Here is a 12,679-nt window from a genome sequence, read left to right on the forward strand (position 1 = left end):
TCGCGGGGGTGTGGGGGGCCCGCCCCCGGGGGGGGGGGGGGGGGCGCGCGCCCCGGGGCCGGGCCGCGCGCCGCACCGCCGTGCGCACCGACCCCCCTCTCGCACCGGCGGAAGGACGCTCATGGACACCTCAGGTCTGCCCCTCCTGGTCGACGACTCCCCGGAGTGGGGCAGCAAGCTGCTCGACCTAGACGCCTACCTCGCCCGCATCGGCTACCGGGGGCCGCGCGACTCCTCCCTCGCGGCGCTCCGCGCGCTCCACCGCGCCCACCGGGACTCCGTCTGCTTCGAGAACGTCGACATCGCCCTGGGACGCACGGTCTCCCTCGACATCGACGCCCTCCAGCGCAAGATCGTCCAGGCGGGCCGCGGCGGCTACTGCTACGAGACGAACCTGCTGTTCGCCGCCGCGCTCGACCGCTTCGGCTTCGCCGTCACCCGGCTCCTGGTGCGCATCCGCGAAGGCAGCGACAAGCGCCGGTTCCGTTCCCACACGGCCCTGCTGGTGCGGGCGGACGACACCGTGTGGCTGGCCGACCCCGGCTACGGCTACGCCGCGCTCATCGAACCCATCGCCCTGCAGCCCGGAGCGGAGAGCACCGTCGACGGCTGGTCGTGGCGCCTGACGACCGAGGACGACCACTGGCTCCTGCAGTACTGGCGGCCCGAGGGCTGGTTCGACATCTACGCCTTCCGCACCGAGCCCCAGTACGCCGTCGACTTCCAGGCCGCCCACTACGTCAGCTCCACCCGTCCCGGTTCGCCCTTCGTCGGGCAGCTCGTGGTCCAGAGGGCCGGCGACGAGGAGCGGTACCGGCTCAAGAACAACGAGTTCATCACCGAGTACCGCAGCGGCGAGCAGCGCCTGCGTGTCCTGCGCCCGCACGAGACGGTGGACGCGGTGCGCACCACGTTCGGGCTGCCGCTCACCGCCGAGGAGGAACGGCTGCTGCACGACTTCCTCGCCGCCCGGCGGTGACGGCCCGGCGGCACCGCCCGCACGAGAACTCCCCGCCCCGCACGGTGACGCGTGCGGGACGGGGAGTTCTCGTGCCGGGCCGTCAGGCTCTCGTCGCCCGCGGGGCCAGCGCCGCCAGCACGGCCTCCGCGACACCCTCCGGGGTGCGCCCGCCGGTGTCGACCACCGCCCGGGCCACCTCGGCGTAGAGAGGGCGGCGGGCCGCGGCCAGGGCACGCCACCGCCGGTGCGGATCGCCCGCGAGCAGCGGCCGGCCGGGGTCCTGCCCGATGCGCCGGACCGCCTCGCCCGCGTCGGCGTCGAGGAAGACCACCGGCAGCCCGGCCAGCAGCTCGCGGGTCCGCGCGTCGAGGACCGCGCCGCCGCCCAGCGCGAGCACGCCGTCGTGCCCGGCGAGGGCCCGGGCCACCGCCCGGGCCTCGATCGCGCGGAAGGCGGGCTCGCCCTCGTCGACGAAGATCTCGGCGATGGTCCGGCCCTGTTCGGCGACGATGTCGTCGTCGGTGTCCCGGTAGGCGACCCCGAGCCGCTCGGCCAGCAGCCGCCCGACGGTGGACTTGCCCACCCCCATCGGGCCGACCAGCACGACCAGCGGCCCGCTCATCGGATCGCGAGGTGGTCGAGGTACGAGGTGACGTTGCGGCGCGTCTCGGCCACGCTGTCCCCGCCGAACTTCTCCGCCACCGCGTCCGCCAGCACCAGCGCCACCATCGCCTCCGCCACGATCCCGGCCGCCGGGACCGCGCACACGTCGGAACGCTGGTGGTGGGCCTGCGCGGCATCGCCGGTGGTGACGTCCACCGTCCGCAGCGCCCGCGGCACGGTCGCGATCGGCTTCATCGCGGCGCGTACCCGCAGCAGTTCACCGGTGGTGAGGCCACCCTCGGTGCCGCCCGAGCGGCCCGAGGCCCGCCTGACGCCCTCCTCGGTCGCGAGGATCTCGTCGTGCGCCTTGGACCCCGGTACCCGCGCCAGTTCGAAACCGTCGCCGATCTCCACGCCCTTGATGGCCTGGATGCCCATCAGCGCGCCGGCGAGCCGGGCGTCGAGCTTGCGGTCCCAGTGCACGTGCGAACCCAGCCCCACCGGCACACCGTAGGCCAGGATCTCCACCACACCCCCGAGGGTGTCACCGTCCTTGTGCGCCTGGTCGATCTCGGCGACCATCGCCTTCGACGCGTCCGCGTCCAGGCAGCGCACCGGATCCGCGTCCAGCCGCTCCACGTCCGCCGGCGTCGGGTACACCCCCTTCGGCGCCTTCGCCGCCGCCAGCTCCACCACATGGCTGACGATCTCGACGCCGGTGGTCTCCTTCAGGTAGGAGCGGGCCACCGCACCCAGCGCCACCCGGGCCGCCGTCTCCCGCGCGGAAGCCCGCTCCAGGATCGGCCGGGCCTCCTCGAAGCCGTACTTCTGCATGCCCGCCAGATCCGCGTGACCGGGACGCGGACGGGTCAGCGGCGCGTTACGGGCCAGCCCGGCCAGCACCTCCGGATCGACCGGATCGGCCGCCATCACCTGCTCCCACTTGGGCCACTCGGTGTTGCCCACCATGATCGCGACCGGGGAACCCAGCGTGCGACCGTGCCGCACCCCGCCGAGGAAGGTGACCTCGTCCCGCTCGAACTTCATCCGGGCACCGCGGCCATAGCCCAGCCGACGCCTCGCGAGATGGTCCGCCACCATGTCCGTGGTGATCGGCACGCCGGCGGGAAGACCCTCCAGCGTCGCCACGAGTGCGGGACCGTGGGACTCACCCGCGGTCAGCCAGCGCAACCTGCTCAACGGTGCCGCGCTCCTTTCCCGTCGCCTGGGGGAGGACCTCCTTGATGAGGTCGCCGACGATGCGTACGCCGTCCTGGGTGAGCACCGACTCGGGGTGGAACTGCATCGACGCGAAGTACGGGCCGCGCAGCGCGTGCACCTCGCCGGTCTCGGGATCGCGGCTGACCTCCACCACGCCCACCCCCTCGCACTCGGCCTTGTCCTCCTCGGCGCGGGCGGCGAACGTGTTGTAGAAACCGACCCGCTCCCGGGCCCCGAACAGGTCGATCTCCCGCTGCACGCCCTGGTTGGGGACCGCCCGGCGCACCAGCGGGAAACCGAGCAGCGTGGACAGCGTCTGGTGGCTCAGGCAGACGGCGAGGAACGGGCGCCGTTCGTCGAGCAGGGTGCGCACCGCGGCCCGCAGGTGGGCGATCTTGGGGTGCCCGACGTCGCGCGGGTCGCCCGGACCGGGCCCCATCACCACGAGGTCGTAGCCGTCCGTGGAGTACGGCTCGTCGAAGCGGCGGACCGTCACCCGCAGCCCCAGAGAGCGCAGTTGATGGTCCAGCATGGACGTGAAGGTGTCCTCGGCGTCGACGACCAGCACACGGCGTCCGCTCAGCTCCGGATCCGGCCGCGTCCCGGAGCCGTGACCGGCCAGCCAGAAGCCGGCGAGGGTGGCGTTGCGCTCCTCCAGCGCCGACCGCACCCGCGGATGGTCCGCGAAGCGGGTGGGACCGTGGCTCTCGATGGCCGCGAGCAGCCCCGCCGCCTTCGCCGCCGTCTCGGCGACCTCGCTCTCCGGGTCGGAGTGCCGTACGAGCGTGGCGCCGACGCCGATCCGCAGCCGGCCGGAGGCGTCGATGTCGGCGGTGCGGATCAGGATGGAGGAGTCCAGCGTCCGCTCGCCGTGCTCGTCACGGCCGATCAGCGCGACGACGCCGCTGTAGTAGCCGCGCCCCTCGGGTTCGTACCGGTTGATGACCCGGCAGGCGTTCTCCAGCGGGCTGCCGGTGACGGTCGGGGCGAAGAGCGTCTCGCGCAGGATGTCGCGCGGGTCGCGCGTGCTGTGGCCCTCGATGAAGTACTCGGTGTGGGCGAGGCGGGCCATCTCCTTGAGGTACGGCCCGACCACCCGGCCGCCCTCCTCGCAGATCCGGGCCATCATCTTCAGTTCCTCGTCGACGACCATGTACAGCTCGTCGGCCTCCTTGCGGTCGGCGAGGAAGTCCAGCACCTCCGGCAGGGCCGGGCCGGCGGCCGGGTAGCAGTAGGTGCCGCTGATCGGGTTCATCACCGCCAGGCCCTCGCGCACGCTGATGTGCCGCTCGGGGGTGGCGCCGACGAGCGTGCGCGAGCCGGTGTGCACCAGGAACGTCCAGTGAGCGCCGCTCTCGCGTTGCAGCAGGCGCCGGAAGACCGCCAGCGCGTGCCGCGGGGTGTAGCCGGTGATGTCGGCGGTGTAGGTCCGCTTGATGACGAAGTTGGCGCCCTCCCCGGTGCCGATCTCGTCCTTGACGACCCGGCGGACGGTGGCGGCGTACTCCTCGTCCGGGACGTCGAAGCCGCCCCCGGACAGCTCCACGGGCAGGTCGGGGATCCGGGTCAGCACCTCGGTGACGGGCACGGTGGCCTGACCGGTGACGGTCATGGCGAGCAGCGGGGTGCCGTCGTCGGGGCAGTCGAATCCGCGCTCGGCGATCTGCCGGTACGGCACCAGGGCCAGCACCTCGTGGCGGGGACCGCCGGACGCCTCCGCGGCGTCGGGCAGGGGCAGTTCGGCGAGGGTCCGCGACTCGGCCGCCTCGCCGACGACGACGTCCAGCACGCCCGGGCCGGTCGTCTCGGGGCGGTGCAGCAGGGCGTACGCGGCCGGTGGCCGCTCGCCCAGGATCCGGCCGAGCAGGTCGCCGCTCGCGGTGCCGGTCATGCCAGGACCTCCTTGGTGGTCACGACGACGGCGCAGCGCTGCGCCGCGTACTCCAGGGCCAGCCGGTGGTGGTACTCGGAGAAGTCGGCCGTCGCGTCGGCCACCAGGAACGGCTGGATGTCATGGGTGAACGCCTCCACGGCGGTCATCAGCACCCCCACGTGGGCGTACACGCCGCACAGCACCAGCTGGTCCCGGCCGGCGGCGCGCATCCGCTCCAGCAGGTCGGAGCGGAAGAAGGCGCTGTAACGCCACTTGGTGAGCTCCCAGTCCCCGGGGGCCGGGGCCAGTTCGTCGACGACCTGCCGGTCGGCGGGCGCGGTGCGCATGCCCGGGCCCCAGAAGTCCTTGAGCAGGCCCCGCTGTTCGTCGGTCATGCCGCCGGGCTGCGCCGTGTACGCCACCGGCATGCCGAGCCCGGCGCAGTGCTCGCGCACCTGCCGGGCGTTGCCCACGAGTTCCTCGCGCAGGCCGTCGGGCAGGGGCCGCAGGAAGTAGCGCTGCATGTCGTGCACCAGCAGGACGGCGCGGTCCGGGTCGACGGACCACTGGGCCACGTTGCCGGGCAGGTCGCCGGCCGCCGGCATCGGGTAGGGGGTGATCTCGGGTATGCCTGCCATGAGTTGCTCTCCTGGTCGCCTCAGGTCGGTGGGGGGTCGGGGGTCAGGCGCCGAGCGCGGCGCCGCCGTCGACGGTGAGTTCGTGCAGGGTGATGTGGGAGGCCTCGTCGGACAGCAGGAAGGCGACGGCGCCGGCGACGTCCGAGGGGCGCGCCACCTTGCCCAGCGGGATGCCGACCCGGAACGCGTCCAGCCGCCCCTCGATCGTGTGCCTGGGGCCGGACTCGTCGTGCCACATGGACGTGAGCATCGGGGTGCTGGTGGAGCCCGGTGCCACCACGTTGCAGCGGATGCCCTCCCGGGCGACCTCCAGGCCCAGGCTCTTGGTGAACATGGTCGCCGCCGCCTTGGACGCGGCGTAGGCGGCCATCTGCACCCGCGGGGTGGCGGCGGCGTTGGACGCCACGGTGACGATCGCGCCGCGCCGGCGCGGCAGCATGCGGTTGACGACGGCCCGCGACATCAGGAAGACGCCGGTGGCGTTGACGGCGAACGTCGTCGCCCAGTCCTCGTCGGTGAGGTTGCGCACGGTGCCCAGACGCAGCACGCCGGCCCCGTTGACCAGGTACTCCAGCGGACCGAGGCGCTCCTCGGCCTCGCGCACCACGGCGTCGACGTCGGCGGCGGCGGTGACGTCGGCGGGCAGCGCCTGCGCCTCCAGGCCGTCCGCGCGCAGCTTGTCCACCACCTGCCGCAGCCGGTCGGCGTCGCGGTCCACGGCTCCCACCACCGCGCCGCGTTCGCCGAGGGCGCGGGCCACCGCCTCGCCGATGCCGCCCGCCGCCCCGGTGACGAGTGCGACCTTTCCGTCCATCTTCAGGACCTCCTCATCTGCGTGTCTGCCCGACGGCCGTGCCCCGTGCCGGCCGGGGTGGGTGGCGGAGCTGTTCAGCCGAGCCAGGCCGAGGCCACGGCGACGGCCTGGCTCGGGTTGAGGCGCGGATCGCAGTAGGACGTGTACTTGTCCGCGACGTGCTCGACGCAGGCGTCGTTGGGGACGCACTCGGTGACGTCGTCCGGCGTGGTCTCCAGGTGCAGCCCGCCGATGACGCCGCCCTCGGAGCGGACGGCCTCCTGGAACTCCTGGATCTCCCGCTCGATCGTCTCCAGGAAGCGCGTCTTGAGACCGCCCGGCAGGGTGACGGTGTTGCCGTGCATGGCGTCGGTCAGCCAGATCACCGGATGGCCGGCCTCGCGGGCCGCGGCGACGAGCTTCGGCAGGCGATCGCCGACGGTGCCGGCCCCCATGCGGGCGATGAGGGTCAGGCGGCCCTTCTCCCGGTCCGGGTCGAGCCGTTCGCACAGCCCGAGGAGCTCGTCGGCCGTCACCTTGGGCCCGATCTTGCAGGCGACCGGGTTGGCGACCCGGGACAGCAGGGCGACGTGCGCGCCGTCGAGCTGGCGGGTGCGCTCGCCGATCCAGGGCCAGTGCGTGGAGGTGAGGACGAGCCGGCCCCGGTCGTCGCGGCGGACCAGGGGGAGTTCGTAGTCCAGGATCAGCGCCTCGTGGCTGGTCCACACCCGCGGCTCGACGGCGTGCCGCCGTCCGGCGTCCTGCCAGCCGAGGTGCGTCATGATCTCGCCGGCCGCCTGGTAGCAGGCCAGCATGCGCCCGGGATCGGGGCGCCGGCTCTCCGGGTCGGGCTCCGGGCCGTTGACCATGTGGCCCCGGTAGGACGGCAGTTCCCTACCCCCGACCAGCTCGGTCGGGCTGGAGCGGGGCTTGCCGAACTGACCCGCGATCCGGCCGACGCGGATCACCGGCTTGTGCGTGATCATCTTCAGCGCGCCGGCCAGCAGGTCCAGCACCGCCGTCTTCCGGGCGACATAGCCGGGCGTGCACTCGGCGGGGTCCTCGGCGCAGTCGCCGGACTGGACCACCAGGGCCTCGCCCGAGGCGACCCGGGCCAGCAGCGAGCGCAGCGTGTCGACGTCGGCAGCGTCGACGAGGGCCGGGCGGCCGGCCAGGGTGTCCGCGACCTGCCGCACCCGTGACGCATCACCCCACTCGGGCTGCTGCCTGGCCGGTTTGTCCTTGATGTCGAGCAGAGCGTCGTCCACTGGTGTCTCCTTTGGCGAAGGGCGTGACTGCGGCGCGCCATCGCCGGGGCGAAGCGAACCCCGTGCGTGCGCGGCCGTGCGGGTCTCGGACGTGGGCCGGCGGGGCCGGGCGCACCGGGGTGCGCCGGGGCCGCCGGTCATCGGACAAGCCGCACGAGCGGCGCCGCCGCGGGCCGTGCGGGTGGTGCCCGTCCGCGTGCCGGGGCGCGACGACCGCCCCTTTGTCCGGCACGCGTAATAGCTCTGGGGATAGCTCCGGAGGTGCAGCTCCGGTCGTGCGATAGGTGGCGGGAACGCGGGCGGGAATTGCTCACTTTGCGGCGCACCCGGACGCAGGGGCACGCAATGACGCAGCCCCGCAATTGCGTTACCGGCCGGGATGTGGCGCTTTCCGGTTCACCCCGTTCAGGTGTCCGGCCGGGAAACCGGAACGGCCGTCACGGGGCCGCGCGCGGCGCGGCCCCGCCGGGATCCGAAGGGCCGTTCGAGTGTCGGCCCCGGAGGGGCCGCGCCGGGGCCCGGCCGGAAAAAACAGGTCGTTCGCCCAGGTGGCGAGCCCTCCGGCGCCGGTCGGCGTGCGGAGTGCGGACAAGTCCCGTGCAGGGCCGTCGAGGACGGCGATGTGGGTCGTGCACGCGGTGCTCCCTCGGCAGACGGAGTGGCCGTGCCGGACCTCGGGCCGGCTGTTCGCTCCGATCCTGTATCGAAAGCGAAGGCGGGCCCAATGGCGATCGACGCACTTCGTCAAATAGCCGCTACTTCATCAAGTCGATGTCGGAACCACTTTGCGCCAATGTGGCACGACACCCGTAGTTCATCTCGGGTGCATGCGAATAACCTGACGGTGACGCTTGAACTCGGGACCGAGCAGCAAGGAGTGACGACCCGCCATGTCGGACCGGCTGAGGCAACCGGGCGTGCTGGAGCTGGACGAACTGGTCGCGGAGGGCGTCTCGCCCTGGCTGGACGGACTCACCCGCGGTCACCTCGTCTCCGGATGCCTGACCCGGCTCATCGCGCGCACCGGCGTCCGGGGTGCGACGTCCGACCCGGCCGCGCTGGCCGCGGCGGTCGAGACCGACGACGCCTACCGTGCACAACTCGCGGGCCTGGCCTCCGACGACATCTGCGCCGCCGACGCGGTGCGCGCGGTGGCGGCGTACGACGTCCGCTGGGCCTGCGACGAACTCCGCCCGGTCTACCGGGCCACACGGGGCCTGGACGGCCTGGTGTCGATGGACCTGGACCCGCGTCTCGCGCACGACGTCGAGTCGGCCGTCGCGGAGGCGGAGCAGGCGCTGCGCGCGGTCAACCGGCCCAACGCGATGGTCAAGCTGCCGGCCACCGCGGAAGGGATCGCCGCCATCCGGGAGTGCGTCGGCGAGGGCTTCCCGGTCCACATCACGTCGGTGTTCTCGGTGGCGCGCTACCGCGAGGCCCTGGACGCCTACGTGGACGGACTGCGGCGCGCCCTCGCCGAGGGCCGGCGGCTCCCGGCGCTCTCCTCGGTGGTCTCGCTGCCGGTGGGCCTGCTGGACGCCGAGGTCGACGCGCGCCTGGAGGAACTGGGCACCCCGGACGCCCTGGCCCTGCGCGGCGAGGCCGCCGTGGCGCGTGCCCGCCACTTCTACCAGATGTACGACGACTGGTTCGGCGGCGCCGACTGGCGGTCCCTGGCCGCCGCGGGAGGCCACCCGCAACGGCTGATGTGGACGGCCACCACCGTGAGCGACCCGTCCTCGACCCCCACCCGCTACGTGGAGCGGCTCGTCACCTGGGGCACGATCAGCGCGATGACCCTGCCCACCCTGGAGGCGGCCGCCCGCCGTCTCGCCCTGTGCGGCGACACGCTGATGGGCCGTCACCGCTCGGCCGTCGAGGTGTGGGGGCGACTGGAGCGCCTCGGCATCGACGGCGACGAGGTCGCCCGGAAGCTGGAGGCCGAGAGCGCCAGACGACTGGCGGCCGCGTGGCGCGACCTGTACGCCGCGGTGGACGCGGGCCGGCGCACGGCCCACCGGGGGTAGCGGCCCGGGCGGCGAGGCCGAGAGGCACGCTGCGGCCGAGTGGGCGGGGCGTGGCCGAGGGCAGGGCCCGGCGGCGTCGAGGGTGTGGCGTGGTCGAGGGTGTGGCGCGGGTGTGGCGTGGTCGAGGACGTCGCCCACCCCCATGGGCGACGTCCTCGACCGCTCCCCCGGTGCCGGACTGTGGCTCAGGTGTCCGTGCGGCGGACGTGTGCCGTCACCAGCACATCACCGCCGTCTCGCCGGCACCCCACGCGGAGTACAGACGTATCCGGACGATGTAGCGGCGGCCCTTCACGAGCCGGACGCCGATCGTGGCGTTCTGCGCGGTCCCCCCGTCGTCCCGCCCGGCGAGGTACCGCGGTTCCCCGTCCCGCTCCTCGAAGACCACCACGACGGCGTCGCCGTCACCGAAGGTGCCGAGCGTGTACGTGCGGGTCTCCGGCGGGTCGATCACGAAGTCGGCCTGCTCGCCCGGGCCCAGGCCCAGCGGCACCGAGCGGAACGGCACCAGCGCGGGCGGCTCCTGGTCCGCCGGCGGATACCAGCGGAGCGCGAACTCCTTGTCGGCGGCCGACAGCGTGCCGGGCGGGTCGATGCCCGCGCGGTACCGCTCCGGCTCCAGGACCAGCCCCGACGGGAACGGGAACTCCATGATCGACTGCGGGTCCCAGACGGAGCCGTTGACCTCGTCCGGGCCGAGCTTGCGCAGGATGTTGCGGTCCGTCCGCTCCCGGCTCCAGTGGTTCGGCGGGCCCGCCAGCTCGGCGTAGACGGCCTCGTCGTCCCAGTGGATGCCGGCGAACGGGCTCTGGTGCTCGTGCAGCATGCCGAGCGCGTGCCCGATCTCGTGCAGGGCCGTCCCGCGCTCCCCGGGCGCGGTCAGGTCCCAGCCGAAGTTCATGGTGCGCTCGTGCCGGCCGGCCAGCAGCGCGTCCCGGCCCACCGCCGACCACGAGCCGTCGCCGCGCTGGAAGCCGATGCGCAGTTCGGCCTCCGAGCGGTCCTCGACCTCGGCGAAGGAGATCCCGATGCCGAGGTCCTGCCACTGGCGGAAGCCCGCGCGCACCACGTCCCGCTGCTGCTCGGCGCCGGCCCACGGCACCCGCCGCGTCATCCCCGCCCCCGGCACGGGGATGACGGACGCGTCGGTGTCGCCGTCGAAGAACCAGTAGTGCAGCACGGTGCCGTTGACCCACATCCGCCGCCCGCTCCTGAGCGCGCTCAGCCGCTCGGCGGCCAGCCCCGGTGCGAAGGCGGGCGCCGGCGCCTGGGCCAGCGAGCAGTAGCGTGCGGTCATGGGCCACAGCCTGCCGTGCGGCCCGGCCCCGGCACCTGAGTCGAGGGCTACTCAAGTCGCCCTGTATCAAACGTGAGTAGCCGCGCTCATGTCTGTGTGACGACTTTCCCGAGGGACGCGACGACGATGGAGCTGCCCTGGCCGTTCGCCGGGCGGGAGGACGAACTGGAGCTGGTGCGCCGCTCCCTGACCGGCGGCCGCCGCGGCACCGTGGTGACCGGCCGGGCCGGCTGCGGCAAGACCCGACTGGTCACCGAGGCGGTCCGCGGCACCGACTGCGCCCGGGCGGCCGGCACGCCGGAGGGCCGGACCATCCCCTTCGCCGCCTTCGCGCACCTGCTGCCCGAGCCGGTCACCCTGCACCGCGCCGTGCAGCTCCTGTCCGGCGTGCGCACGCTGCTGGTGGACGACGCGCAACTGCTCGACGACGCCTCCGCCGCCCTGGTCCACCAGCTCGCCGTGGACGGCCGCGTCCGCCTCCTGGTCGTGGCCACGGACGGCACGCCGGTGCCCGGCGCGATCTCCCGGCTGTGGACCGGCGAGCTGCTGCCGCGCCTGACCCTGGAGCCGCTTCCCGGGGAGGAGACCGCCCGGCTGCTCACGGCCGGCGCCGGCCCCCTCGACCCGCTCACCGGCCGGCGGCTGCTGCGGCTGGCCGGGGGAGATCTGCGGCTGCTGCGCGACCTGCTGGGCGCGGTCCGCCCCGGGCTGACCCCCGTGCCGGGCACCGGTGAACGGGCCTGGCGGGGGCCGGTGCCGCTGACCCAGGCCGTCCGGGAACACACCGCCCCCGTCCTCGGCCGCACCTGCCCGCGCGAACGCGAGACCCTGGACCGCCTCGCCTTCGCCGAACCCCTGCCGCCGGACGCGGACGCCCTGGACCTCACGGCCCTCGAAGTCCTGGAGTCCGACGGCCTGGTCCACGTCGACGACACCGGTGCCGTGCGCCTCGCCCACCCGCTGTTCGGTCCGGTGCTGCGCGCCGCGGCGGGCCGGCTGCGGGCCCGCCGGCTGGCCGGGACCCCGCAGGAGCGCGCCACCGCCCTCGACGCGGAGCGCGCCGCGCTGGCCCGCCGGATCGACCGGGACGACGTACGGGCGATGCCGACGCCGGTGGGGGAGTGGCTGGTCGCCGAGGGCGGTCCCCTGCCGGGCGGGTACGCCGCCGTACGGGCCCGGTTCGCCCGGCTGCGCGGCGAGGTGCGGGACGCCGCGGCCTGGGCGAGGGAAGGGCTGCGCGGCGACCCCCGGGACGCGGCCTGCCGGGCCGAACTGGCCCGGGCCGACGGGCCGTCGGACACCTGGCGCGACCTCGACACGGCGCAGGCGGGACCCGCCGAGCCCTACGACGCCGTCCGGCTCGGTGTCCCCGAGAAGGTCATCGACCGGCTCGCCGGCGTGTTCGCCCGGCACGCCGACGCCCTCACCCGGGCCGACGGCCCGGCCCTGGACGAGGTGGCCGGGGAACTGGAGCGGCGGGGCTTCACCCTGTTCGCCGCCGAGGCGCTCGCCCAGGCCGTGGCGGCGCACCGGGACCCGCGCGCCGCCCGGCACGCCCGCGCCCGGGCCGTCGCCCTGGCCCGGCGCTGCCAGGGCGCCCGGACGCCCGCGCTGTCCGGACTGGCCCTCGGCGAACTCACCGCCAGGCAGCGGCAGATCGTCACCCTCGCCGCGGCGGGCCTGAGCAACCGGCAGATCGCCGAACGTCTCACCCTGTCGATCCGCACCGTCGGCAACCACCTGTACAGCGCCTACGCGCGACTCGGCGCCAGCGACCGCGCTGCCCTGCCGTGGCTGACGGACGCCCCGCAGGCCCAGCCGGCCTGACCCCCTCGAACCGGCGGCCTGACCCGAACAGGGGACGGGTCAGGCCGCCCCACACCTCCGGCGTGGCGGGGTCGCCCTCCGGGGCGGCCACGCCCGGAACGCTGCCGCCCCGCACCTCTCCGGCGGGGCGAGGCGCCCCTGCGCAGCCTCCTCCAGCCCCTGCAAGCCTCC

10 protein-coding genes are annotated in these 12,679 nt (G+C 74.4%); 3 read left to right on the forward strand and 7 right to left on the reverse strand.

Annotation, left to right across the window (positions count from 1 at the left end):
* Positions 1-121: 121 nt before the first annotated feature.
* Positions 122-979: an arylamine N-acetyltransferase family protein gene (locus ACPXCS_RS01740; protein ID WP_425946099.1), complete on the forward strand. Its 858-nt coding sequence runs from the start codon at positions 122-124 to the stop codon at positions 977-979.
* Positions 980-1,061: 82 nt separating this feature from the next.
* Here ACPXCS_RS01740 and ACPXCS_RS01745 read toward each other — a convergent pair whose 3' ends face one another.
* From ACPXCS_RS01745 to ACPXCS_RS01770, 6 genes are all read right to left on the reverse strand, one after another.
* The gene (locus ACPXCS_RS01745) at positions 1,062-1,583 is read right to left on the reverse strand and encodes a shikimate kinase (RefSeq protein WP_425946100.1); all 522 of its coding nucleotides are present in this window, start codon (positions 1,581-1,583) and stop codon (positions 1,062-1,064) included.
* Positions 1,580-2,764 (reverse strand): chorismate synthase, encoded by a 1,185-nt coding sequence (gene aroC, locus ACPXCS_RS01750; protein WP_425970888.1) that lies wholly within the window; start codon positions 2,762-2,764, stop codon positions 1,580-1,582. The genes ACPXCS_RS01745 and aroC overlap by 4 nt, the downstream gene beginning before the upstream one ends.
* Entirely contained in the window at positions 2,733-4,676 is a 1,944-nt protein-coding gene (locus ACPXCS_RS01755; RefSeq protein WP_425970889.1) for an anthranilate synthase family protein, read from the reverse strand. Before ACPXCS_RS01755 ends, aroC begins: the two co-directional genes overlap by 32 nt.
* Positions 4,673-5,296, reverse strand: coding sequence for an isochorismatase family protein (locus ACPXCS_RS01760; RefSeq protein WP_425946119.1), 624 nt, complete (start codon positions 5,294-5,296; stop codon positions 4,673-4,675). The genes ACPXCS_RS01755 and ACPXCS_RS01760 overlap by 4 nt, the downstream gene beginning before the upstream one ends.
* A gap of 43 nt (positions 5,297-5,339) precedes the next feature.
* Positions 5,340-6,110 (reverse strand): 2,3-dihydro-2,3-dihydroxybenzoate dehydrogenase, encoded by a 771-nt coding sequence (locus ACPXCS_RS01765; protein WP_425946120.1) that lies wholly within the window; start codon positions 6,108-6,110, stop codon positions 5,340-5,342.
* A gap of 74 nt (positions 6,111-6,184) precedes the next feature.
* Entirely contained in the window at positions 6,185-7,357 is a 1,173-nt protein-coding gene (locus ACPXCS_RS01770; RefSeq protein WP_425946121.1) for a 3-deoxy-7-phosphoheptulonate synthase, read from the reverse strand.
* 890 nt (positions 7,358-8,247) lie between these two features.
* Here ACPXCS_RS01770 and tal point away from each other — a divergent pair.
* Entirely contained in the window at positions 8,248-9,384 is a 1,137-nt protein-coding gene (gene tal, locus ACPXCS_RS01775) for a transaldolase (protein WP_425946122.1), read from the forward strand.
* Between the two features lie 214 nt (positions 9,385-9,598).
* Here the strand turns inward: tal and ACPXCS_RS01780 are convergent, their stop codons facing one another.
* Positions 9,599-10,681, reverse strand: a complete 1,083-nt coding sequence (locus ACPXCS_RS01780) for a M12 family metallopeptidase (RefSeq protein ID WP_425946123.1) — start codon at positions 10,679-10,681, stop codon at positions 9,599-9,601.
* A 126-nt stretch (positions 10,682-10,807) separates the two neighbouring features.
* On the opposite strand from ACPXCS_RS01780, the gene ACPXCS_RS01785 reads away from it, so the two are divergent.
* Positions 10,808-12,508 (forward strand): LuxR C-terminal-related transcriptional regulator, encoded by a 1,701-nt coding sequence (locus tag ACPXCS_RS01785; protein ID WP_425946410.1) that lies wholly within the window; start codon positions 10,808-10,810, stop codon positions 12,506-12,508.
* Positions 12,509-12,679 lie beyond the last annotated feature (171 nt).

Source organism: Streptomyces sp. DT190 (assembly GCF_049846985.1).
GTDB lineage: Bacteria > Actinomycetota > Actinomycetes > Streptomycetales > Streptomycetaceae > Streptomyces.

What these genes read in the sequence shown, in the direction of transcription:
- ACPXCS_RS01740 (WP_425946099.1), top strand. Translation starts at nt 122, where the DNA reads ATGGACACCTCAGGTCTGCCCCTCCTGGTCGACGACTCCCCGGAGTGG.
- tal (WP_425946122.1), top strand. Translation starts at nt 8,248, where the DNA reads ATGTCGGACCGGCTGAGGCAACCGGGCGTGCTGGAGCTGGACGAACTG.
- ACPXCS_RS01765 (WP_425946120.1), bottom strand. Translation starts at nt 6,110, where the DNA reads ATGGACGGAAAGGTCGCACTCGTCACCGGGGCGGCGGGCGGCATCGGC.
- ACPXCS_RS01780 (WP_425946123.1), bottom strand. Translation starts at nt 10,681, where the DNA reads ATGACCGCACGCTACTGCTCGCTGGCCCAGGCGCCGGCGCCCGCCTTC.
- ACPXCS_RS01745 (WP_425946100.1), bottom strand. Translation starts at nt 1,583, where the DNA reads ATGAGCGGGCCGCTGGTCGTGCTGGTCGGCCCGATGGGGGTGGGCAAG.
- ACPXCS_RS01785 (WP_425946410.1), top strand. Translation starts at nt 10,808, where the DNA reads ATGGAGCTGCCCTGGCCGTTCGCCGGGCGGGAGGACGAACTGGAGCTG.
- ACPXCS_RS01760 (WP_425946119.1), bottom strand. Translation starts at nt 5,296, where the DNA reads ATGGCAGGCATACCCGAGATCACCCCCTACCCGATGCCGGCGGCCGGC.
- ACPXCS_RS01755 (WP_425970889.1), bottom strand. Translation starts at nt 4,676, where the DNA reads ATGACCGGCACCGCGAGCGGCGACCTGCTCGGCCGGATCCTGGGCGAG.